15 protein-coding genes are annotated in these 20921 nt (G+C 73.3%); 13 read left to right on the top strand and 2 right to left on the bottom strand.

Going from position 1 to position 20921, the window contains the following annotated elements:
- Positions 1-36 precede the first annotated feature (36 nt).
- Complete coding sequence (gene mrdA / locus ACZ3YL_RS09235; protein WP_188305460.1) at positions 37-2382, top strand: penicillin-binding protein 2; 2346 nt, start codon at positions 37-39, stop codon at positions 2380-2382.
- Entirely contained in the window at positions 2379-3578 is a 1200-nt protein-coding gene (gene rodA / locus ACZ3YL_RS09230) for a rod shape-determining protein RodA (protein ID WP_188305461.1), read from the top strand. Before mrdA ends, rodA begins: the two co-directional genes overlap by 4 nt.
- Positions 3579-3657: 79 nt before the next feature.
- Here rodA and ACZ3YL_RS09225 read toward each other — a convergent pair whose 3' ends face one another.
- Positions 3658-4965: a M14 family zinc carboxypeptidase gene (locus tag ACZ3YL_RS09225; RefSeq protein ID WP_465656389.1), complete on the bottom strand. Its 1308-nt coding sequence runs from the start codon at positions 4963-4965 to the stop codon at positions 3658-3660.
- Between the two features lie 448 nt (positions 4966-5413).
- Between ACZ3YL_RS09225 and ACZ3YL_RS09220 the strand changes: the two genes are divergently transcribed.
- From ACZ3YL_RS09220 to obgE, 6 genes are all read left to right on the top strand, one after another.
- Positions 5414-7342 carry a TIGR03960 family B12-binding radical SAM protein gene (locus ACZ3YL_RS09220; RefSeq protein ID WP_465656387.1) on the top strand — a complete coding sequence of 643 codons (1929 nt, stop codon included), beginning with the start codon at positions 5414-5416 and terminating at the stop codon, positions 7340-7342.
- A gap of 221 nt (positions 7343-7563) precedes the next feature.
- A complete protein-coding gene (locus ACZ3YL_RS09215) occupies positions 7564-8325 on the top strand; it encodes a TIGR03936 family radical SAM-associated protein (RefSeq protein ID WP_188304987.1) in 762 nt (253 codons plus the stop codon).
- 435 nt (positions 8326-8760) lie between these two features.
- Positions 8761-12315, top strand: a complete 3555-nt coding sequence (locus tag ACZ3YL_RS09210) for an Rne/Rng family ribonuclease (protein ID WP_465656385.1) — start codon at positions 8761-8763, stop codon at positions 12313-12315.
- 231 nt (positions 12316-12546) lie between these two features.
- Entirely contained in the window at positions 12547-12864 is a 318-nt protein-coding gene (gene rplU / locus ACZ3YL_RS09205; protein WP_188307842.1) for a 50S ribosomal protein L21, read from the top strand.
- Between the two features lie 14 nt (positions 12865-12878).
- The gene (gene rpmA, locus ACZ3YL_RS09200) at positions 12879-13136 is read left to right on the top strand and encodes a 50S ribosomal protein L27 (RefSeq protein ID WP_014135732.1); all 258 of its coding nucleotides are present in this window, start codon (positions 12879-12881) and stop codon (positions 13134-13136) included.
- A gap of 122 nt (positions 13137-13258) precedes the next feature.
- Complete coding sequence (gene obgE / locus ACZ3YL_RS09195; RefSeq protein ID WP_188307841.1) at positions 13259-14740, top strand: GTPase ObgE; 1482 nt, start codon at positions 13259-13261, stop codon at positions 14738-14740.
- Between the two features lie 78 nt (positions 14741-14818).
- On the opposite strand, the gene ACZ3YL_RS09190 is transcribed toward obgE, so the two are convergent.
- Positions 14819-15571 (bottom strand): hypothetical protein, encoded by a 753-nt coding sequence (locus ACZ3YL_RS09190; RefSeq protein WP_465656381.1) that lies wholly within the window; start codon positions 15569-15571, stop codon positions 14819-14821.
- 311 nt (positions 15572-15882) lie between these two features.
- Between ACZ3YL_RS09190 and proB the strand changes: the two genes are divergently transcribed.
- From proB to ACZ3YL_RS09165, 5 genes are all read left to right on the top strand, one after another.
- Positions 15883-17019 carry a glutamate 5-kinase gene (proB, locus tag ACZ3YL_RS09185; RefSeq protein WP_188306308.1) on the top strand — a complete coding sequence of 379 codons (1137 nt, stop codon included), beginning with the start codon at positions 15883-15885 and terminating at the stop codon, positions 17017-17019.
- Between the two features lie 157 nt (positions 17020-17176).
- Positions 17177-17701 carry a hypothetical protein gene (locus ACZ3YL_RS09180; RefSeq protein WP_188306309.1) on the top strand — a complete coding sequence of 175 codons (525 nt, stop codon included), beginning with the start codon at positions 17177-17179 and terminating at the stop codon, positions 17699-17701.
- Between the two features lie 74 nt (positions 17702-17775).
- Positions 17776-19098 carry a glutamate-5-semialdehyde dehydrogenase gene (locus tag ACZ3YL_RS09175; protein ID WP_465656379.1) on the top strand — a complete coding sequence of 441 codons (1323 nt, stop codon included), beginning with the start codon at positions 17776-17778 and terminating at the stop codon, positions 19096-19098.
- 79 nt (positions 19099-19177) lie between these two features.
- Positions 19178-19759 carry an SCO2584 family spore wall biosynthesis protein gene (locus ACZ3YL_RS09170; RefSeq protein ID WP_188306311.1) on the top strand — a complete coding sequence of 194 codons (582 nt, stop codon included), beginning with the start codon at positions 19178-19180 and terminating at the stop codon, positions 19757-19759.
- Positions 19760-19856: 97 nt separating this feature from the next.
- Entirely contained in the window at positions 19857-20918 is a 1062-nt protein-coding gene (locus tag ACZ3YL_RS09165; protein WP_465656376.1) for an SCO2583 family membrane protein, read from the top strand.
- Positions 20919-20921: the final 3 nt, after the last annotated feature.

Raw genomic sequence — 20921 nt, 5'->3', positions numbered from 1 at the left:
TTCCTGACCCTCCCGCATCCCTGGAGCGCACGAGACGTGAGCAACATCCCCGAGACCGGCCGCACCCGGCGGGTGACGATCCGTCTGGTGGTGCTGCAGATCCTGGTGCTGTCGCTGCTCGCCACCCTCGGTGGACGGCTGTGGTACCTGCAGATCCGCAACGCCAAGGAGTACACCGCCAAGGCGACCGGCAACCACATCCGCGAGGTGGTCGAACCGGCCGTCCGCGGCGAGATCCTGGACGCCTCCGGGCGGATCCTGGCCGGCAACGAGACCCGGCTGGTCGTCTCCGTCAGCCGCACCTCGATGCTGCAGCAGAAGGACGGCGGCAAGGCGGTGCTGGCCCGCCTCGCCGGGGTGCTGGGCATGCCGGCCAAGGACGTCCAGGAGAAGGTCCGGCTCTGCGACGCCAAGACCCCGCAGCCCTGCTGGAACGGCTCCCCCTACCAGCCGATCCCGGTCACCAAGGAGGCGACCACCCAGCAGGCGATGCAGATAATGGAGCGCCGCGAGGACTTCCCCGGGATCACCGCCCAGCCCACCGCCGTACGCCGCTACACCGGCGCCGAGGGCGCCAACATGGCCCAGGTGCTCGGCTACCTCTCGCCGGTCACCGACGACGAGGTCAGCAAGACCGCCGACAAGACCGGCCTGGACCGCTACCTGCCGGCTGACCAGATCGGCCGGGCCGGCCTGGAGTCGGTGTACGACCGCGACCTGCGCGGCACCGCCGGCATCACCAAGCTGAACGTGGACAACCTCGGCCGGGTGATCGGCACCGCCGGCACCGTCGCCCCGCAGACCGGCGACAACCTGGTCACCAGCATCGACGCCCGGGTGCAGAAGGTCGTCGAGGACAACCTCGCGCAGGCCATGGCCGACGCCCGGAACACCTTCGACAAGGTCACCAACCGCAACTACGAGGCCGACTCCGGCGCCGCCGTCGTGATGGACGTGCACACCGGGCGGATCGTCGCCATGGCCAGCGCCCCGACCTACGACCCCAACCTGTGGGTGGGCGGCATCAGCGGCAAGGACTACCAGTCGCTGACCAGCAAGGACTCCAACTTCCCGCTGCTGAACCGGGCCATACAGGGTCAGTCCGCGCCCGGCTCGACCTTCAAGGTCGTCTCCACCACCGCCGCTGTGCAGGCCGGCTACTCGCTGGACGGCAACTACCCCTGCCCCAAGAGCCTGACCATCGGCGGCCGCGAGTTCAAGAACTTCGAGAGCGAGAACTTCGGCTCCATCTCCCTGGAGAAGGCGCTGGAGGTCTCCTGCGACACCGTCTTCTACGGCCTGGCGTACGACCAGTGGACGAAGGACGGCGGCATCAAGCCGAAGAAGGACCCGGGCGACTGGTTCTTCAAGACCGCCCACGAGTTCGGCCTCGGCGCCAAGACCGGCATCGACCTGCCGGCCGAGGTCCCCGGCCGGGTGCCGGACCGGCAGTGGAAGCAGTCCTTCTACGACAACAACAAGGACGCCTGGTGTGCGCAGGCGCAGAAGGGCGGCAACAGCTTCTCGGACCAGATCGCCCGGGAGAACTGCGTCGACGGCTACCAGATGCGCGCCGGTGACGCCGTCAACTTCGCGATCGGCCAGGGCGACACCCTCGTCACCCCGGTCCAGATGGCCCGGATCTACTCGGCGCTGGCCAACGGCGGCACCTTCTACCGGCCGACCATCGCCAAGGCCGTGATAAGCCCGAGCGGAGACCTCGTCCGCGAGATCGCCCCGCACGAGGACGCCAAGTTCCCCGGCGACCAGAAGCTGCTCAGCTACATCGACCAGGCCACCGCCGGCGTCATCACCAGCGGCACCGCCGCCTGGAAGTTCGCCGGGGCCGGCTGGCCGCAGAACAAGATCGAGCTGCACGCCAAGACCGGCACCGCCGAGGTCGAGGGCAAGCAGACCACCTCCTGGCTGACCACGTACAGCAAGGACTACGCGGTCGTCATGACGATAAGCCAGGGCGGCACCGGCTCCGGCGGTTCCGGCGACGCCGTCCGCCGGATCTACCAGGCGCTGTACGGCGTGGACGACAAGGGCAACATCGACAACAGCAAGGCGCTGCTGCCCGCGCCGCAGGGCGAGCTGCCGAAGTTCAACCCGGACGGCACCGCGATCATCAAGCCGGCCTCGTACGGCACCGGCGCGGTGCAGGGGCCGGTCGCCCCGGCGCAGGGCGCCTCGGTCGCGGCACCGGCGCTGCTGGACGCCGCCCCGGCGCAGGCGGCCGCGGTGCCCGCGTACGCGCTGGTGGACGACGACCCGGCGACGACCTTCCTCGACCAGGCGCCGCCCGCCGACAGTCCGGCGTCGTACACCGCGGCCGACGCCGCGCTCGAACCGAACCGCCCGGGAAGGGGACGGGCATGACCTCCTACGGCTCGTACCGGCAGCTGCGGCTGAGCCCGCAGCGCAGCGGGGTCTCCAAGGCCCTGGCCAAGGACTCCCCGCTCTGGCGCCTGGACTGGATACTGCTGCTGGCCGGCCTGGCCCTCTCGCTCGGCAGCTCGCTGCTGGTGTGGTCGGCCACCCGCGGGCGCGACAACCTCACCCACGGGGACCCGCAGTACTTCTTCTACCGGCACCTGACGAACTTCGTGATCGGCCTGGTGCTGTGCGCCGTGGTGATAGCGATAGGAGCACGGCGGGTCCGCACCCTGGTGCCCTTCGTCTACGTCGGCGTGATCCTGCTGCTGCTGGCGACGCTCAGCCCGCTCGGCTCGACCGTCAACGGCGCCCACTCCTGGATCCAGCTCGGCGGCGGCTTCTCCGTCCAGCCGGCCGAGTTCGCGAAGATCGGCATCCTGCTGGCGATGGCCGTCGTGCTGTCGGACCAGGTCGACGCGGGGGAGCGCGAGTTCCCCTCGCACCGGGCGGTGTTCCGGGGCCTGATCTGGGCCTGCCTGCCGATGGGCCTGGTCCTGCTGATGCCGGACGCCGGGTCGGTCATGGTGATGTCCGCGATCGTGCTGGGCATCCTGCTCGGCTCCGGCGCCGCCAACCGCTGGGTGCTCGGCATCCTCGCGGCCGGTGTCGGCGGGAGCATCGCGATCTGGAAGCTCGGACTGCTGAGCCAGTACCAGATCGACCGCTTCGCCGCCTTCGCCAACCCGCAGCTCGACCCCAACGGCGTCGGCTACAACACCGCCCAGGCCCGGATCGCCATCGGCTCGGGCGGGCTGACCGGCAAGGGGCTGTTCCACGGGACGCAGACCATCGGGCAGTTCGTGCCGGAGCAGCAGACCGACTTCGTGTTCACCGTCGCCGGTGAGGAACTGGGCTTCGTCGGGGCGCTGGCGATCATCGCGCTGGTCGGCGTGATCCTCTGGCGGGCCTGCCGGATCGCCCGTCAGGCGACCGACCTCTACGGGACGATCGTGGCGGCCGGGATCATCGCCTGGTTCTCCTTCCAGGCCTTCGAGAACATCGGGATGTGCCTGGGGATCATGCCCGTCGCGGGCATCCCGCTACCGTTCGTCTCGTACGGCGGCTCCTCGATGTTCGCGGTCTGGATCGGGATCGGGCTGCTCCAGGCAGTACGCAGCCAGCGGCCGATAGCGGCCTGAGCGGGCGAGTGGCAGGGGCCGGTCCGGGAACTCCCGGGCCGGCCCCTTCGCGTTGCCCCGATCGGAAGTTGACTGTTCGTCAGGTGGCGTGGAGCAGACAGTCGGCGGCCGTGAGGACCGCCCGGGTCTGGTGGGCCAGCTGCTCCTGCACCGGCACCCAGCGGGCGCCGAAGCGGTGGTGCAGCCGCTCCAGGCTGTCCGCGACGCCGGCGCGGGCGCGCTCCCGGGCGGCCTCCGCCGCCGGACCGCGGACATCGGCGAGCAGCCGCAGCAGGATCGAAGCGACCCGCAGCGGCAGCCGGGCCGCGACCAGCCCCGCGGTGGTTGCCCGGGAGACGCTCACCGGGCCGGGGCACCACAGCTCCAGCCACTCGGCGGCGACCCGCGGCGCCACCGCCAGACTGAACTCGGCGGTGCGCACCAGCGGGCCGTACACCTCCCGGGCCTGCGCCGGGACGCGGGCCAGTAGCGCGGTGAGCTGTTCGGTGCGGACGGTCAGGTCACGGGCGGCCTCGCCGACGGCCCGCGGCCCCGCCGGGAGGGTGCGGCCGTCGCCGACCGCGTCCACGGCCCACATCGGGACCTCCAGGACCGCGGTCACCCCGCCGTACCGGGCCGCGTACGACCAGGTGGACAGCTCCGGCTCGTCCGGCAGCGCCCGGGAGGCGCCGGAGCCGCCGGGCGCGGGCATCAGATAGGTGCCGGGGGCGGGGCTGGACCAGCCGATGGCGTCGTAGGAGTCCACGTCCAGCGGGATGCCGGCCCGGTCGGCGGAACGGGCGAAGCGCTCGGCCAGCCCGGGCACCGGGCCGGTCAGCTGGACGAAGGCGCCGCCGAAGTCCACCCCGTGCAGCGAGCACTGCAGGAAGGGGCGCAACTCGTCGATCAGCCCGGTCAGCGCCACGCTCTCCGGCATCGGCGGGCGCCCGGACCCCGGGGCGGGCAGCAGCTCGGGCTGCTCCTCGAAGGCGGGGCGGAAGAAGTGCTCGTAGTGGCGGCGCATGGTGAGCGGGCCGTCCAGCCAGCCGGCGTTGAGCGCGGCGCCGTCCGGGTCCAGGCACAGCAGCAGGTGCCAGGACAGGCCCGGCCGGGCGGGGCGCTCCAGCAGCACCTCGGCCAGCCGGACCGCGGCGGCGGTGCCGATCGGCTCGTTCGGGTGCGGGCCGCCGACCACCAGGGCGGCGCGCGGCCCGCGGTCCACCGAGAGCAGCAGCAGCGGGCGTCCGGCCCGGGAACGGCCCACCTCGCGCAGCCGGCAGCGGTCCGGATGGCGCAGCGCGAGCCGCCGGGCCGCGCACTCGGCCTGGGCCGGCGTGGGGTAGCGGGCCGGCCGGGCGTCGGGGGTCCGCAGGGCCAGGGGCCGGACCCGCCGACCGGTGTCGGTCATGGTTCTCCTTGCGCCCGGTCGTACGGCCACCGGGGCGCGGGCGTGCTGCGCCGCCGGACACGGCCTGCGGGCCGGGGACGGGCTCTGCGGGGCCGGGGGAGGGGGCCGCGCGGGGACGGGGGAGGTCGTGCTGGGGCGAACGGGCCGCCGGGGGAGTCGGCGTCGGCCGAGCGTACGACCCAACTCCCGTCTCCGGAAGGGGTGCAGGGCCTTGGGCAGGGCCCTGTCAGTACCGCACGGGCCGTCCGGGCGTGTCAACGGCGGACGGCGCCTGGCGGCGGGCGCGCACCGCGCGTGCCGGGGCGGTCACCGGCGGGCACGGATCGCGCCGGGGCGCACGGGCGGGCACCGGCCCGGACGGGTCGTTCCCCGGATTGGGCTACCCTTGAGGGTCACCCCTCCCATGCCGAATCGCGGCACCGAATCACGTCGTAAGGGTTCCTAGTACATGACTGTCGAATCGGTCTTCCCACGCCTGGAGGCCCTCCTCCCGCACGTCCAGAAGCCGATCCAGTACGTCGGCGGCGAGCTCAACTCGACCGTCAAGGACTGGGACGCCTGCGACGTCCGGTGGGCGCTGATGTACCCCGACGCCTACGAGGTCGGGCTCCCCAACCAGGGCGTCATGATCCTCTACGAGGTGCTGAACGAGCGCGAGGGCGTGCTCGCCGAGCGCACCTACAGCGTCTGGCCGGACCTCGAGGCGCTGATGCGCGAGCACCGCGTCCCGCAGTTCACGGTGGACGCCCACCGCCCGGTCAAGGCCTTCGACGTGTTCGGGCTGTCGTTCTCCACCGAGCTCGGCTACACCAACATGCTGACCGCGCTCGACCTGGCCGGCATCCCGCTGGAGGCCAGGGACCGCACCGACGAGGACCCGATCGTCCTGGCCGGCGGCCACGCGGCGTTCAACCCGGAGCCGATCGCGGACTTCCTGGACTGCGCCGTGATCGGCGACGGCGAGCAGGCCGTCCTCGACATCACCGAGATCATCCGCGCCTGGAAGGCCGAGGGCCGCCCGGGCGGGCGCGACGAACTGCTGCTGCGCCTGGCGCGCACCGGCGGGGTGTACGTGCCGAAGTTCTACGACGTGGAGTACCTGCCCGACGGCCGGATCGGCCGCGTCGTGCCGAACGCCCCGGGCGTGCCGTGGCGGGTGTCCAAGCACACCGTCATGGACCTCGACGAGTGGCCCTACCCCAAGCAGCCGCTCGTCCCGCTCGCGGAGACCGTCCACGAGCGGATGTCCGTCGAGATCTTCCGCGGCTGCACCCGCGGCTGCCGCTTCTGCCAGGCCGGCATGATCACGCGCCCCGTGCGGGAGCGAAGCATCACCGGCATCGGCGAGATGGTCGAGCGCGGGCTCAAGGCGACCGGCTTCGAGGAGGTCGGCCTGCTGTCGCTGTCCAGCGCCGACCACACCGAGATCGGCGACATCGCCAAGGGCCTGGCCGACCGCTACACCGAGGACAAGATCGGCCTGTCGCTGCCGTCCACCCGCGTCGACGCCTTCAACATCGACCTCGCCAACGAGCTGTCCCGCAACGGACGCCGCTCGGGCCTCACCTTCGCCCCCGAGGGCGGCAGCGAGCGCATGCGCAAGGTGATCAACAAGATGGTGTCGGAGGAGGACCTGATCCGCACCGTCGCCACCGCCTACGGCAACGGCTGGCGCCAGGTGAAGCTGTACTTCATGTGCGGCCTGCCCACCGAGACCGACGAGGACGTGCTCCAGATCGGCGAGATGGCGAAGAACGTCATCCAGAAGGGCCGCGAGGTCACCGGCCAGAACGACATCCGCTGCACCGTCTCCATCGGCGGGTTCGTGCCCAAGCCGCACACCCCGTTCCAGTGGGCCCCGCAGCTGTCCGCCGAGGCCACCGACGCCCGCCTCGCCAAGCTGCGGGACTCCATCCGCGGCGACCGCAAGTACGGCAAGAACATCGGCTACCGCTACCACGACGGCAAGCCCGGCATCGTCGAGGGCCTGCTCTCCCGCGGCGACCGCCGGGTCGGCGCCATCATCCGCGCCGTCTACGAGGACGGCGGCCGCTTCGACGGCTGGCGCGAGTACTTCTCGTACGACCGCTGGATGGCCTCCGCCGAGAAGGGCCTGGCCGGCACCGGCGTCGACGTCGACTGGTACACCACCCGCGAGCGCTCCTACGAGGAGGTGCTGCCCTGGGACCACCTGGACAGCGGCCTCGACAAGGACTGGCTGTGGGAGGACTGGCAGGACGCCCTGGAGGAGGTCGAGGTCGACGACTGCCGCTGGACGCCGTGCTTCGACTGTGGGGTGTGTCCCCAGATGGATACGGCCATCCAGATCGGGCCCACGGGTAAGAAGATGCTGCCGTTGACGGTCGTCAACAAGTAGGCGGTGGGTGGTCCTCGGCCCCCGTCCGGGAGGTTTCCGGGCGGGGGCCGAGGCGTGCTGCTGACCAGGGGCGGAGCGAGGGGGGTGGCGGGGCGCGTACCCTTTGAGGTGACAGAGTCCGGACAGTGGCGGGTTTGCGCCGCGCCGGACCGGGAGAACTGACTAAGGACTGAGCGACCCTGGCACGTCGTACGCCCGACGGTCCGCCGCCCGCGCCGACCGTGCAGCGGATTCGTCTCCGCTACACCAAGCGCGGCCGGCTCCGCTTCACCAGCCACCGTGACTTCCAGCGCGCCTTCGAGCGCGCCCTGCGCCGGTCCGCCGTTCCGATGGCCTACTCGGCCGGCTTCACCCCGCACCCGAAGGTCTCCTACGCGAACGCGGCCCCGACCGGGGTGGCGAGCGAGGCGGAGTACCTGGAGATCGGCTTGGCCGCTGCGCGCGACCCCGAGCAGTTGCGGGCGCAGCTGGACGAGTCGCTGCCGCCGGGCCTGGACGTCATCGACGCCGTCGAGGTCCGGACGCCGAACTTCGTGGAGCGCCTGGAGGCCTCCGAGTGGCTGATGCGCCTGGACGGCGTCGAGCCGGACGAGGCGGTGCAGGCGGTCCGGAAGTTCCTCGCCGAGGAGACGGTCGAGGTCGAGCGCCGGACCAAGAACGGCGTGCGGGTCTTCGACGCGCGCGGTGCGGTGGCGGCGCTCGAGGTCGTCGAGCCGCAGGTCGACGACGGTGCGGACACGGCGGCCGGAACCGCCCGCGATGTTCGGACCGGCCGTCCCTGTGCGATACTGCGCCTGGTAGTACGACACGCCACACCCGCCGTACGACCCGACGACGTATTGTCCGGTCTCCGTGCGACGGCCGACCTGGCGCCGCCGGTCCCCGCAGAGGTGACCAGGCTGGCGCAGGGGCCGCTCGACGAGGAGACGGGCACGGTGACCGACCCGCTGGCGCTCGACCGCGCCGCGGCCCCGGCCGGCTGAGAAACGGCTGCCGGGCCGCGCGCTACCGCGTCCGCCTAGTGGGCGGAGGCCGGGTCCAGTGCCTCACTGGACCCGATGGTCCTCCAAGGTTCCCGCGGCTCCCCAGGGGAGCGAGCGTCGTCGCAGCACAGGCCGGCCTCTCGGGGCCCGTCGACCAGGACGGTCGGTGGGCCCGGGACCCCTTCCGGGAGCCACCCGGGGTTGGGGGACGGCTCAGCTTGGGAAAACCACAGAAGACTGGTCAGACCAGAAGACTTTCGACACCCCGCGCCACGCGGGGCGCCGAGCGAGACTACGAGCCCCTGTGCGGCCTCGCGTCCGCACGGCGGCACCGTCAAAGGGTCCGGCCCGAGCATCCTCGCGATGCCGGCCACCCACTGGTGCCGAGCCGTGCCCGGATGCGGAGCCCGGGGGCCTGACGGGAGATCCACCCGCATGCTCGATAACACCGATCCGCAGCAGGCTGCGGCCACGGAACAGAACGAAACCGCCGCGACCGGTGGCGAGGGCGCGTCCGCCGCGCCGCCGCGTCGTCGTCGCCGGGCGGTGTCCCGCCCGGCGGGCACCCCGCAGGGGGCGGCCACCGAGGCGGCCGAGACGGTCGTCCCGGTCGAGGTGACCACCCCGGTCGAGGCGTCCGCCGAGCCGGCCCCGGCCGCCGAGAAGCCGGTCCGGGCCCGCCGGACCCGCAAGCGCGCCGAGGCTCCCGCCGGTGCTCCGGAGGAGACCGCGATCGTGGTCACCGCGCCGGAGGCCGAGGAGACCAAGGCCGAGGAGACCAAGGCCGCCGAGACCACGGCCGAGAAGAAGGCGGAGGAGAAGGCGGAGAAGCCCGCCCGGGCCCGCCGCACCCGCAAGCGGGCCGAGGCGCCCGTGGAGGCCCCCGTCGCCGAGGAGCCCGCGGTCGAGGCCGCTGCCCCGGTCGCGGCCCCCGTCGCCGAGCCGGTGGCCGAGGAGGCCCCGGCCGCTCCGGCCCGCCGCCCCCGCCGCCGTCGCGTGGTCGAGGCCGCGCCGGTGGTCGAGGCCCCGGTCGAGGAGCCGGTGGCCGAGGAGCCCGCCGTCGAGGAGGAGCCCGCCGCGGAGGAGGCCGCCGAGGCTCCGGTCGCCGCCCCCGCTCCGGTCGCCGAGGCCGAGCCGCACCACCGGGTGCGCCGCCGCGCGGTCCGCCCGGCCACCGCGGTCTTCCAGGCCCCGGTCTTCCAGGAGCCCGCCCCCTTCGTTGCGCCGGCCGCGCCGCAGCCCGCCGCCGCTCCGGCTCCGGCCCCGGCTCCGGTCCAGGCTCCGGCCGCCGCCGAGCGCACGGAGGAGGACGAGTTCGAGTACAGCGGTGTCGGCCGCCGCCGCCGGGTCCGCACCCGGGTCGAGCCGAACCGCCGCAAGTCGGCCGCCGAGGCGCCCGCCAAGGCCCCCGCGAAGGCCGCGCCCGCCAAGGCCGCGCCCGCGAAGGCCGCCGCGGCCAAGGCCCCCGTCGTGGCGGCCCCGGTCGTCGAGGCGCCCGTCGTGGAGGCCCCCGCCACCGGTCCGGAGACCGAGGCCGAGTGGGAGGAGGACGGCCGTCCGTCGCGCCGTCGCCGTCGGGGCGGCCGCCGCCGTCGCCGGGGCGAGGCCGAGGAGTTCGAGGCCGCCGAGACCGAGCAGCCCGTCGTCGAGGAGCCGGCCCACGCCGTCGAGGAGGAAGACGACGAGGACGACGACCTGGCCGCCGGCCTGTCCTCGTCCCGTCGCCGTCGCCGCCGTCGCCGCCGCACCGGTGAGGCCGACGCCGTCGAGACCGCCGAGACCACCGAGGACGGCGTCCGCACGGTGGTGAAGGTGCGCGAGCCGCGCCGCCGCTCCACCGAGCCGTCCTTCGACCCGGACGAGGTGCAGTCCATCAAGGGCTCGACCCGTCTGGAGGCGAAGAAGCAGCGTCGCCGCGAGGGCCGCGAGCTGGGCCGCCGCCGGGTGCCGATCATCACCGAGGCCGAGTTCCTGGCCCGCCGGGAGTCGGTCGAGCGCGTCATGGTGGTGCGCCAGAACGGCCAGCGCACCCAGATCGGCGTCCTCGAGGACGGCGTGCTGGTCGAGCACTACGTCAACAAGGAGCAGGCCACCTCGTACGTCGGCAACGTCTACCTGGGCAAGGTCCAGAACGTGCTGCCGTCGATGGAGGCCGCCTTCGTCGACATCGGCAAGGGCCGCAACGCGGTGCTGTACGCCGGTGAGGTCAACTTCGGCGCGCTGGGCCACGGCGGCCCGCGCCGGATCGAGTCGGTGCTGAAGTCCGGCCAGTCCGTGCTGGTGCAGGTCTCCAAGGACCCGATCGGCCACAAGGGCGCCCGCCTGACCAGCCAGATCTCGCTGCCCGGCCGCTACCTGGTGTACGTGCCCGAGGGCTCGATGACCGGCATCTCGCGCAAGCTGCCCGAGAACGAGCGCGCCCGGCTGAAGCAGATCCTGAAGAAGATCGTCCCGGACGACGCGGGCGTCATCGTGCGCACCGCCGCCGAGGGCGCCTCCGAGGAGGAGCTGACCCGCGACGTCCAGCGCCTCCAGCAGCAGTGGGAGGACATCCAGAAGAAGGCCGCCACCGGCAACGCCCCGGCGCTGCTGTACGGCGAGCCGGACATGACCGTCCGGGTCGTCCGCGACATCTTCAACGAGGACTTCACCAAGGTCATCGTCTCCGGCGACGAGGCGTGGAAGACCATCCACGAGTACGTCTCCAACGTGGCCCCGGACCTCGCCGAGCGGCTCCAGCGGTGGACCTCCGAGGTGGACGTGTTCGCCACCTACCGGATCGACGAGCAGCTGATGAAGGCGCTGGACCGCAAGGTCTGGCTGCCCAGCGGCGGTTCGCTGGTGATCGACCGCACCGAGGCGATGGTCGTCATCGACGTCAACACCGGGAAGTTCGTCGGCCAGGGCGGCAACCTGGAGGAGACGGTCACCCGGAACAACATCGAGGCGGCCGAGGAGATCGTGCGCCAGCTGCGGCTGCGCGACCTCGGCGGCATCATCGTGATCGACTTCATCGACATGGTCCTGGAGTCCAACCGCGACCTGGTGCTGCGCCGCCTGCTGGAGTGCCTGGGCCGGGACCGGACCAAGCACCAGGTGGCCGAGGTCACCTCGCTGGGTCTGGTCCAGATGACCCGCAAGCGGGTCGGCCAGGGCCTGCTGGAGTCCTTCTCCGAGCCCTGCGTGCACTGCAACGGCCGCGGTGTGATCGTCCACATGGAGCAGCCGAGCGTCCACGTCCACGCTCCGGCGGCGGCCGCCGTCGAGGCCGGCTCGGGCAGCGGCAAGCGCCGTCGCCGGGGCAAGGGCGGGGTGGGCCACGAGGAGCCGCAGGCCGTCGAGGCCGGGTCGTCGGTGGCCGAGGCCGTCGCCGAGGCGGACCTGGAGCCCGCCGAGCCGGTGCGCGAGGAGATCGAGGGTCAGTTGGCCCTGGAGGTCCCGGGCGTCGAGGTGACGGACGTCGAGGTGGCGGACGTCGAGGCCGCTCCGGCGCAGGCCGTGGAGGCACCGGTGGCCGAGGCCCCCGCCCCCGCCGCTGCTCCGGCCGGCCGTCCGCGCCGCCGCGCGGTGCGCAAGGCGACGGCCCCGGCGGGTGCGCCGCAGGCCGCCGAGATCGTGGTGCTGCAGGCGAAGGCCGACGCGGCCCTGGAGGCGGCCCTGGCGGCCGCCGCGCCGGCCGCCGAGGCCGAGGCAGCCGTCGAGGTCGTCGCGGAGGCGGTTCCCGAGGCCGCCGCCGAAGCCGTGGAGGCCGTCGTCGTGGAGGCCGTGGAGGCCCCCGCGGAGGAGGCCCCCGCCGCGGAGGAGGCGCCCGCCGAGGAGGCCCCGGCCCCCAAGAAGCGGGCCGCCCGCAAGACCGCCGCGAAGAAGACCGCCGCCAAGAAGACGACCACGGCGGCCAAGAAGACCACCGCCCGCAAGACCGCGACCAAGCGGACGAGCGCGGCGGCCAAGAAGGCCGCGGCCGCCGAGGGTGATACGGCGGCCGAGTAGTGCCCACGCCCGGGGCGGGAGTCCTTTCCGCCCCGGGCCGTACGGGCCGGTTTGCCCCTGGGGCGGCCGGTCCGTATTCTTGACCTTCGGCGTGTCTACGCCGCGCTCCCGAGCACATCACCTTCCCGAGAGTCCCGCGTTCCGCGCGTGGCGATCGGGGAGAGGCTCCTGTGTCCGTACCCAGGTGGCTGGCGTCGGGAGTTCCGACCGAGTTGGGAAAGTAGGTACCGCATGTACGCGATCGTTCGCGCAGGCGGCCGCCAGCACAAGGTCGCCGTTGGCGACGTGCTGGAGATCGACCGTATCGAGGCCAAGCCGGGTGACTCGGTGGAGCTCTCGACCATCCTGGTCGTCGACGGTGAGGCCGTCACCTCCGACCCGTGGGTCCTGGCCGGCGTGAAGGCTCACGCCGAGGTGGTCGACCAGACCAAGGGTGACAAGATCGTCATCCTGCGTTACAAGAACAAGACCGGCTACCGCCGTCGTCAGGGTCACCGTCAGAAGCACACCGCGGTGCGTATCACCAGCATCGACTCGGTCAGCAAGTAAGGGGATAGCGGAAAATGGCACACAAGAAGGGCGCAAGCTCTACTCGTAACGGCCGTGACTCGAACGCCCAGCGCCTCGGCGTGAAGCGCTTCGGTGGCCAGGTCGTCTCCGCCGGCGAGATCATCGTCCGCCAGCGTGGCACCCACTTCCACCCGGGTGCCAACGTCGGCCGTGGCGGCGACGACACCCTGTTCGCGCTGACCGCCGGTGCGGTGCAGTTCGGCAACCGTCGCGGTCGCAAGGTCGTCAACATCGTGGCCGTCGAGGCCTGAGTCCCAGCGGACTCGCGAGTCTCTCCAGACTCACACTGAAGGGTGGGCCGGAATGATCCGGTCCACCCTTCGCGCTTCACGCAGACAGCAAGCATTTTCTCATCCGCACTGGAGGCACACCCATGACCACCTTCGTGGACCGCGTCGAACTTCACGTCGCCGCGGGTAACGGGGGCCACGGCTGCGCCTCCGTGCACCGGGAGAAGTTCAAGCCGCTCGGCGGGCCGGACGGCGGGAACGGCGGTGAGGGCGGCAGCGTCATCCTCACCGTGGACTCGCAGGTCACCACCCTGCTCGAGTACCACCACTCGCCCAAGCGCAAGGCCACCAACGGCAAGCCCGGCGCGGGCGGCCACCGCACCGGCGCGACCGGCGAGGACCTCGTCCTGCTGGTGCCGGACGGCACCGTGGTGCTGGACCGCCAGGGCAACGTGCTCGCCGACCTGGTCGGCCACGGCACCAGCTTCGTCGCCGCCCAGGGCGGCCGCGGCGGCCTCGGCAACGCCGCGCTCGCCTCGGCCCGCCGCAAGGCCCCGGGCTTCGCGCTGCTCGGCGAGCCGGGCGAAGCCCGCGACATCGTGATGGAGCTCAAGTCCGTCGCCGACGTGGCCCTGGTCGGCTACCCGAGCGCGGGCAAGTCCTCGCTGATCTCGGTGCTCTCCGCCGCCAAGCCGAAGATCGCGGACTACCCGTTCACCACCCTGATCCCCAACCTCGGCGTGGTCACCGCGGGCGACACCGTCTACACCATCGCCGACGTGCCCGGCCTGATTCCGGGCGCCAGCCAGGGCCGCGGCCTGGGCCTGGAGTTCCTGCGGCACGTCGAGCGCTGCTCGGTGCTGGTGCACGTGCTGGACTGCGCCACCCTGGAGCCCGGCCGCGACCCGCTGAGCGACCTGGAGACCATCGAGGCCGAACTCGCCGAGTACGGCGGCCTGGAGGACCGGCCGCGGCTCGTCGCGCTCAACAAGATCGACGTCCCGGACGGCCAGGACATCGCCGACCTGACCCGCGCCTCGCTGGAGGAGCGCGGTCTCCAGGTGTTCGAGGTCTCCGCCGCCTCCCGCAAGGGCCTGCGCGAGCTGAGCTTCGCGGTGGCGAAGATCGTCGCCGAGGCGCGCGCCGCCAAGCCGGCCGAGGAGTCCACCCGGATCGTGCTGCGGCCCACCGCCGTCGACGACGAGGGCTTCACCATCACCGAGGAGGACGGCGCCTACCGCATCCGCGGCGTCAAGCCGGAGCGCTGGGTCCGCCAGACCGACTTCAGCAACGACGAGGCCGTCGGCTACCTCGCCGACCGGCTGGCCCGCCTCGGGGTCGAGGACCGGCTCTGGAAGGTCGGGGCGCACGCGGGTGACACCGTCATCATCGGCCCCGACGAGAACGCCGTCGTCTTCGACTGGGAGCCGACCATGGCCGCCGGCGCCGAGATGCTCGGCCGCCGCGGCGAGGACCACCGGATGGAGACCCAGCGCCCGGCGGTCGACCGCCGTCGCGAGAAGCAGAAGGGCCGGGACGCGGCCGAGGCCGAGTTCCTCGCCTTCGAGGCGCTCTCCAGCGGCCGGCAGGCCGCCATCGAGGACGACGAGGACGAGGACCACTGAGTCCGGGTCGAACCGAAACGGCCCCCGCCACCTGTCGAGGTGGGGGGGCCGTTTCGCGTGCTCAGCGGTGACGCGGTGTCACTTCGCCCAGGACGCCTGGAGCTTGAGCAGGTCGTTCAGGTCGGTGTAGCCGACCGCGACCGGGGTGGTGCCGGCGATCGAGATGATGTCGCAGCCCTTGGCCTCGGCGCCCTTGGTGACGCCCTGGAACTTCGCCCCGGTGCACTTGGGCAGCGGGTTGGTGGCGTTCAGCACGGGGAGGCCCTTGTTGCCGGCGCCGTCGAAGAGGACGAACTTCGAGTCCGGGGCGGTGAAGGACAGGCTGGCGTCGCCGAGGTTCTTGACGGTGTAGCTGACGTAGACCGGGGTGCGGCCGTCCAGCCCGGTGGTCGGGACCTTGGCGGCGGTGAGGTCCTGCAGCGAACCGACCTCGATGCCGGTGACGGTGATCTGCAGCTTGGTGGAGACGTTGGAGCTCTTGTCGGCGAAGTCGACGGTGGCCGGCTGGCCGACCTTCACGGCGGTGGCGGCCTGCGGGACCTTGCCGCTGCCCGCGCCCCCGCCGGCCGCGCCGGCCGTACCGGCACCGCCGGTGGCGGCGCCGCCCGAGGTGGCACCGCCGGTGGCCGCGCCCGACGGGGCGGCGGTCGAACCGCCGGCCGCACCGCCGGTCGCACTGCTGGTGGCCGCGCCGCTCTGGGCCGGAGCCGCTCCGGTGGAGCCGCCCGTGCCGGCCGGGGAGTCCGGGTTGTCCGGACCGCAGGCGGCGAGCGAGAGGGCGGTAGCCGCCGCCAGGGCGGCGACGGTCAGCTTCGTGGTGTGCGAACGCATGGTGTGCTTTTCTCCTGGCGCGCGACCGCGAACCGTTGCCGGCCTGCCCAGTGCGGCGCCGCCCCCGTGTCACAGGAAGGTCGAAGACGAGTGGGCACAGCGGGCAAGAAGCCGTCCCCCGATCTGGCTTTCGGTCAGGGACCATACCAGCCATCCGGATGCTCGGCCGGGCTGTGGCGGGCTGGTGAGCGGGGCGGGTCCAGCCGGTGAAACACCGTGGGGGCGACCTGCGCGGATCGCGTAGATTTCGGGCATGACGGCCGGGCCGGGCCCCGCCGCACCCGCACCACACCGGAAGGGCGTACAGCGAGATGAGCGAGGACTCACTGCGGGAGGAGGTGCTGACCGCACGCCGGATCGTGGTCAAGGTCGGCTCCTCCTCACTCACCACGGCGGCCGGCGGCCTGGACGCCGACCGGGTCGACGCCCTGGTGGACGCGCTCGCCAAGGTGCGCAGCCGCCCGGACGCGCCCGAGGTCGTCCTCGTCTCCTCCGGCGCCATCGCCGCCGGGCTCGCCCCGCTCGGCCTGGACAGGCGGCCCAAGGACCTGGCCCGCCAGCAGGCCGCCGCCAGCGTCGGCCAGGGACTGCTGGTCGCGCGGTACACCGCCTCCTTCGCCCGGTACGGCATCCGGGTCGGCCAGGTGCTGCTCACCGCCGAGGACGCCAGCCGCCGCGCCCACTACCGCAACGCCTACCGGACGCTGGACCAGCTGCTGGCGATGGGCGCGATGCCGGTCGTCAACGAGAACGACACCGTCGCCACCGCCGAAATCAAGTTCGGGGACAACGACCGGCTGGCCGCGCTGGTCGCCCACCTGGTCCGGGCCGACCTGCTGGTGCTGCTCTCCGACGTGGACGGCCTCTACGACGGCGACCCGTCCCAGCCCGGCACCAGCCGGATCGCCGAGGTGAGCGGCCCGCACGACCTCGACGGCATCCGGATCGGCAGCGCCGGCAAGGCGGGCGTCGGCACCGGCGGCATGGTCACCAAGGTGGAGGCGGCCCGGATCGCCACCGGCGCGGGCATCCCGGTGGTGCTCACCGCGGCCAGCCACGCCGCCGACGCGCTGGCCGGGCGGTCCACCGGCACGCTCTTCCGGCGCACCGGCAGCCGTACCTCCGACCGGATGCTCTGGCTGGCCCACGCGAGCAGCCCGCGCGGCGCCCTGCACCTGGACGCGGGCGCGGTCGAGGCGGTCGTCTCCGGCGGCGCCTCGCTGCTGCCGGCCGGGGTGACCAAGGTCGACGGGGAGTTCGCCGCAGGTGATCCGGTGGACCTTCTTGGCGAAAACGGCCACATCGTGGCTCGCGGACTGGTCAACTTTGATGCGAGGGAGTTGCCCCGCCTGCTCGGCCGGTCCACCCGCGACCTGGCCCAGGAGTTCGGCGCCGGGTACGAGCGCGAGGTCGTCCACCGCGACGACCTGGTCGTTCTGCACGGCTGACCGGCCGGCACCGGCCGAGCGGCGCAGTGCGGTCGCCGGGCCGCTCCGTACGGGAGCGGCCCGGCCGCGGGCGAGGAGGGGCGCAGCCGTACCGGTCGGCCGAGGGCCGACGGGGCCGGTGGGGACGACACGAGATCGCCGAAACAGGAGGCCGCCGGTGGAACACAGGCGCGAGGCAGCGCTGACCGGAGGGACGGCGGGCCGGCGGCTGACCAGCATCGACGGCGGACGCGGGGACGGCCCCGCCGAGCCGGCCGGTCCGCCGCCGCAGAGGCCCGGCGGGGTGCGCAGAGTGCGGCCGCAGCGCGCGCAGGCCGCGGACCCGCCCACCGTGCCGGAGCAGGCACGGCTGTGGCACGTGGTGCTGAGCGTGGCCGGGCAGACCACCCCGTTGTCCTCGCTGCGCGCCTCACTGGAGCAGCTGGCGCACGACCACTCGTTCTTCCTGACCGCCCGCTACGCGGCCGACCACGCCGAGATCCGGTACTGGGAGCAGGCCCGGGACCTGCACGACGCGGCGGCGATCGCGCTACGGCTGTGGGGCGAGCACAAGGTGACCGCCGGTCTGCCGCCGTGGGAGATCGTCGGGCTGGAGGTGGTGGACCGGGCGACGTACCACAAGCGGGTCGCGGAGGGCTTCGGCACGCCGTCGCCGCACCTGGGCGGGGTGCACCCGTACTGACCGGCTGTCCGGCGGGTGTCTCACCGGGCGAAACGACGGCTGGGGGGCACGGGCCAGTCGCTACCCTTGGCGGCATGACCAGCGACCTCGCCACCGCCGACAGTCCCGTCCTCGCCGTAGCGCGCCGAGCCCGGGAGGCCGCCGCCGTGCTCGCCCCGCTGCCGCGCCGGGCCAAGGACGCCGCGCTGCTGGCGATCGCGGACGCGCTGGTCGCCCGCAGCGCCGAGATCGTCGCGGCCAACGCCGAGGACGTGGAGCGGGCCCGCGCGGCGGGGACGGCCGAGTCGGTGATCGACCGGCTGAGCCTGACCGACGAGCGGATCGCCGCGATCGCCTCCGACGTGCGCGACGTGGCCGGCCTGGCCGACCCGGTCGGCGAGGTGGTGCGCGGCTACACCCTGCCGAACGGCCTGGACGTGCGCCAGGTGCGGGTGCCGCTGGGCGTGGTCGGCATCATCTACGAGGCCCGGCCGAACGTCACCGTCGACGCCGCCGCGCTCTGCCTGAAGTCCGGCAACGCGGTGCTGCTGCGCGGCTCCGCCTCCGCCTACCGCTCCAACACCGCGCTGGTCGCCGTCCTGCGGGACGCCGTCGTCGCGGCCGGGCTGCCGGCCGACGTGATCCAGCTGGTGCCGGGGGAGAGCCGGGACTCGGTGCAGGAGCTGATGCGCGCCCGCGGCCTGGTCGACGTGCTGATCCCGCGCGGCGGGGCCTCGCTGATCCGCACCGTGGTCGAGGGCTCGACCGTCCCGGTGATCGAGACCGGCACCGGCAACTGCCACGTGTACGTGGACGCGCGGACCGACCTGGCGATGGCCGTCGGCATCCTGCTGAACTCCAAGGCGCAGCGGGTCAGCGTCTGCAACTCCGCCGAGACGCTGCTGGTGCACCAGGACGTCGCGGACGACTTCCTGCCGCTGGCCCTGGCCGCCCTGGCGGAGGCCGGGGTGACGGTGCACGGCGACGAGGCGGTGCAGAAGGCGGCCGGGGGCACCGGCGCCACCGTGGTGCCGGCCACCGACGAGGACTGGGGCGCCGAGTACCTCTCGTACGACCTGGCCGCGGCCGTGGTGCCCTCGCTGGACGCCGCCGTCGCGCACATCCGCCGCTGGTCCTCCGGCCACACCGAGGCGATCGTCACCACCTCGCAGGCCGCCGCCCGCCGCTTCACCCAGCTGGTGGACTCGACCACGGTGGCCGTCAACGCCTCCACCCGGTTCACCGACGGCGGTGAGTTCGGCTTCGGCGCGGAGATCGGCATCTCCACCCAGAAGCTGCACGCCCGCGGCCCGATGGGCCTGCCGGAGCTGACCAGCACCAAGTACATCGTCACCGGTGACGGGCATGTCCGAGGCGAGCCGACGCAGACCGTGGGCGGCGGCGGGGACGGCCGCTGAGCGGTGGTCCGTCACACGTGTGACGGACCAACTGCCGGGAGCCACAGACAAATCGCCCGGCCGGTAATACGCTGAATCCGTGGCTGAGGATGTGGGGGGCTTGCCGTACCCCGACGGCGCCGACCACGGTGGTGCGGACGACGAGTTCGCCACCGTGGTCTTCGATGAGGCCTTCGTCCGGTCCGCCGCCGTGCACGAGCCGACGGCCAAGGAGCGGCAGCTCGCCGCCGCCGAGGCCCGGTTCGAGCCGGACGCCGTGGGACCGGGCTGGAGCTATGACGTTCCGGCCGGGGACGGGCTGCCGCTGGAGCTGCGCCCGCACCCGAGCGGACTCGACGACGACCACCTGTACCCCGACCCCTGGTCGGGCCCGGGCCGGGCGGGCGGCCGACGGGGCCGGCGCTGGGGCCGGCGCTACGACCCGGTGCGGGCCCGTGGCCGGTACGTGGCCCAGCAGCGCTGGCACCGGCCGGTGGCCTGGGTGCTCGCGGTGATCATGGGCGTGAGCCTGGTGGCGGTGGCGGTCGCGGCGATCTACCAGGGCGTGGGCGGCTCCTCGGGCGCGCCCCCGAGGCCGGGGTCCGGCAGCAGCAGCCGGGGGACGGACCCGCGGTCCGCGCCTGCCGAGCCGCTCCCGGTGGTCACCGCACCGGCCGGCTGACCGGGGGGGTGCGCCCCCGGCGGCCGGTCACGGAGCGTTCCCGGCAAACTGCGCCGGGGCCCTCGTGGTGGGCCCGGTGTGCGCCTACCCTGGTGCTATGGGTGACCCGCGCGAGCCTCCTGAGGGTACGCCCGAGGGCGGTTCCGGCAATGAGGACGAGTTCCGGTCCGTCGTCTTCGACGAGTCGTTCGTCCGGGCTGCCCGGATCCAGGAACTCTCCGCCCGGGAGCGGCTCGCGGGCTCCTTCGGCAAGGCCACCCGGGCCCGGGTGCGGCTCGGCCCGCTGGGCACCGTGCCGCGCCAGGCGCTGGCCCTGCTGCTGCTCATCCTGCTGGCCTTCGGGGCCGCGGTGTACTTCGGGGTGAACTCGCCCAAGGGCGTCCCGCTGCGACCGGAGGGCAGTCAACTCACCGTCAGCCTGGTCGCGTTGAGCCCGGCTTCGACCGTCCGCCCGGTCGCCGACCCGGCGCGTCCGTTCGCCGCGCTGCCGCCCGGTTACGGCGATGGGACGGCCGGACTGAACACCCCCGCCGGGGCCGCCACCGAGCACTTCAGCAAGGTCGAGGTGACGAAGGCGCTCGACACCGTGCAGCGCTACCTGGTCGCCTCCTCGCTGTCCCCGGCGGCGCTGGTCCAGGCTGTCACCACCGATGTGCGGGCCTACGTCACGCCCGGTGAGCAGGCCCAGTTCGACGCCAGCACCGCCCAGCCGGTGGACGACCGGCACCACGCGGTGACCGGCTGGATCGTCCGCTTCGACCCGGCGCAGGTCGCGCTCGCCTCCGACACCGTGAAGACGGTCGGCGCGATGCGGGTCGACGAGGCGGACGGCAGCACCCTGCAGATCACCACCGACCACACCTTCGTCTACGCGCTGAAGCCGGCCGGGGCGCCGGCCGGGGCGCCGGTCACCCTGGAGACCGTGCGGCGCGAGCTGACCTTCCAGTTCGACCGGGTCGATCTGGGGCAGGCGCAGCTGCGGTTGGTCGACGCCGTGCTGCAGGCCGGGCCGGCGCCGTGCACCGCCTCGATGGCGGGCTTCCTGCAGCCGGTGCTGGCCACCGCGCAGGGCACCGCGGTGGCGCCGGCGGCGCCGGTCGACCCGGGCGATCACGCGCGGCCGGCCTGGCAGGTGTGCGGGGTGCTGGCGGGGAGCTGAGCG

Source organism: Kitasatospora sp. NPDC023176 (assembly GCF_055560495.1).
This window is presented reverse-complemented; position numbering and strand designations above follow the sequence as displayed.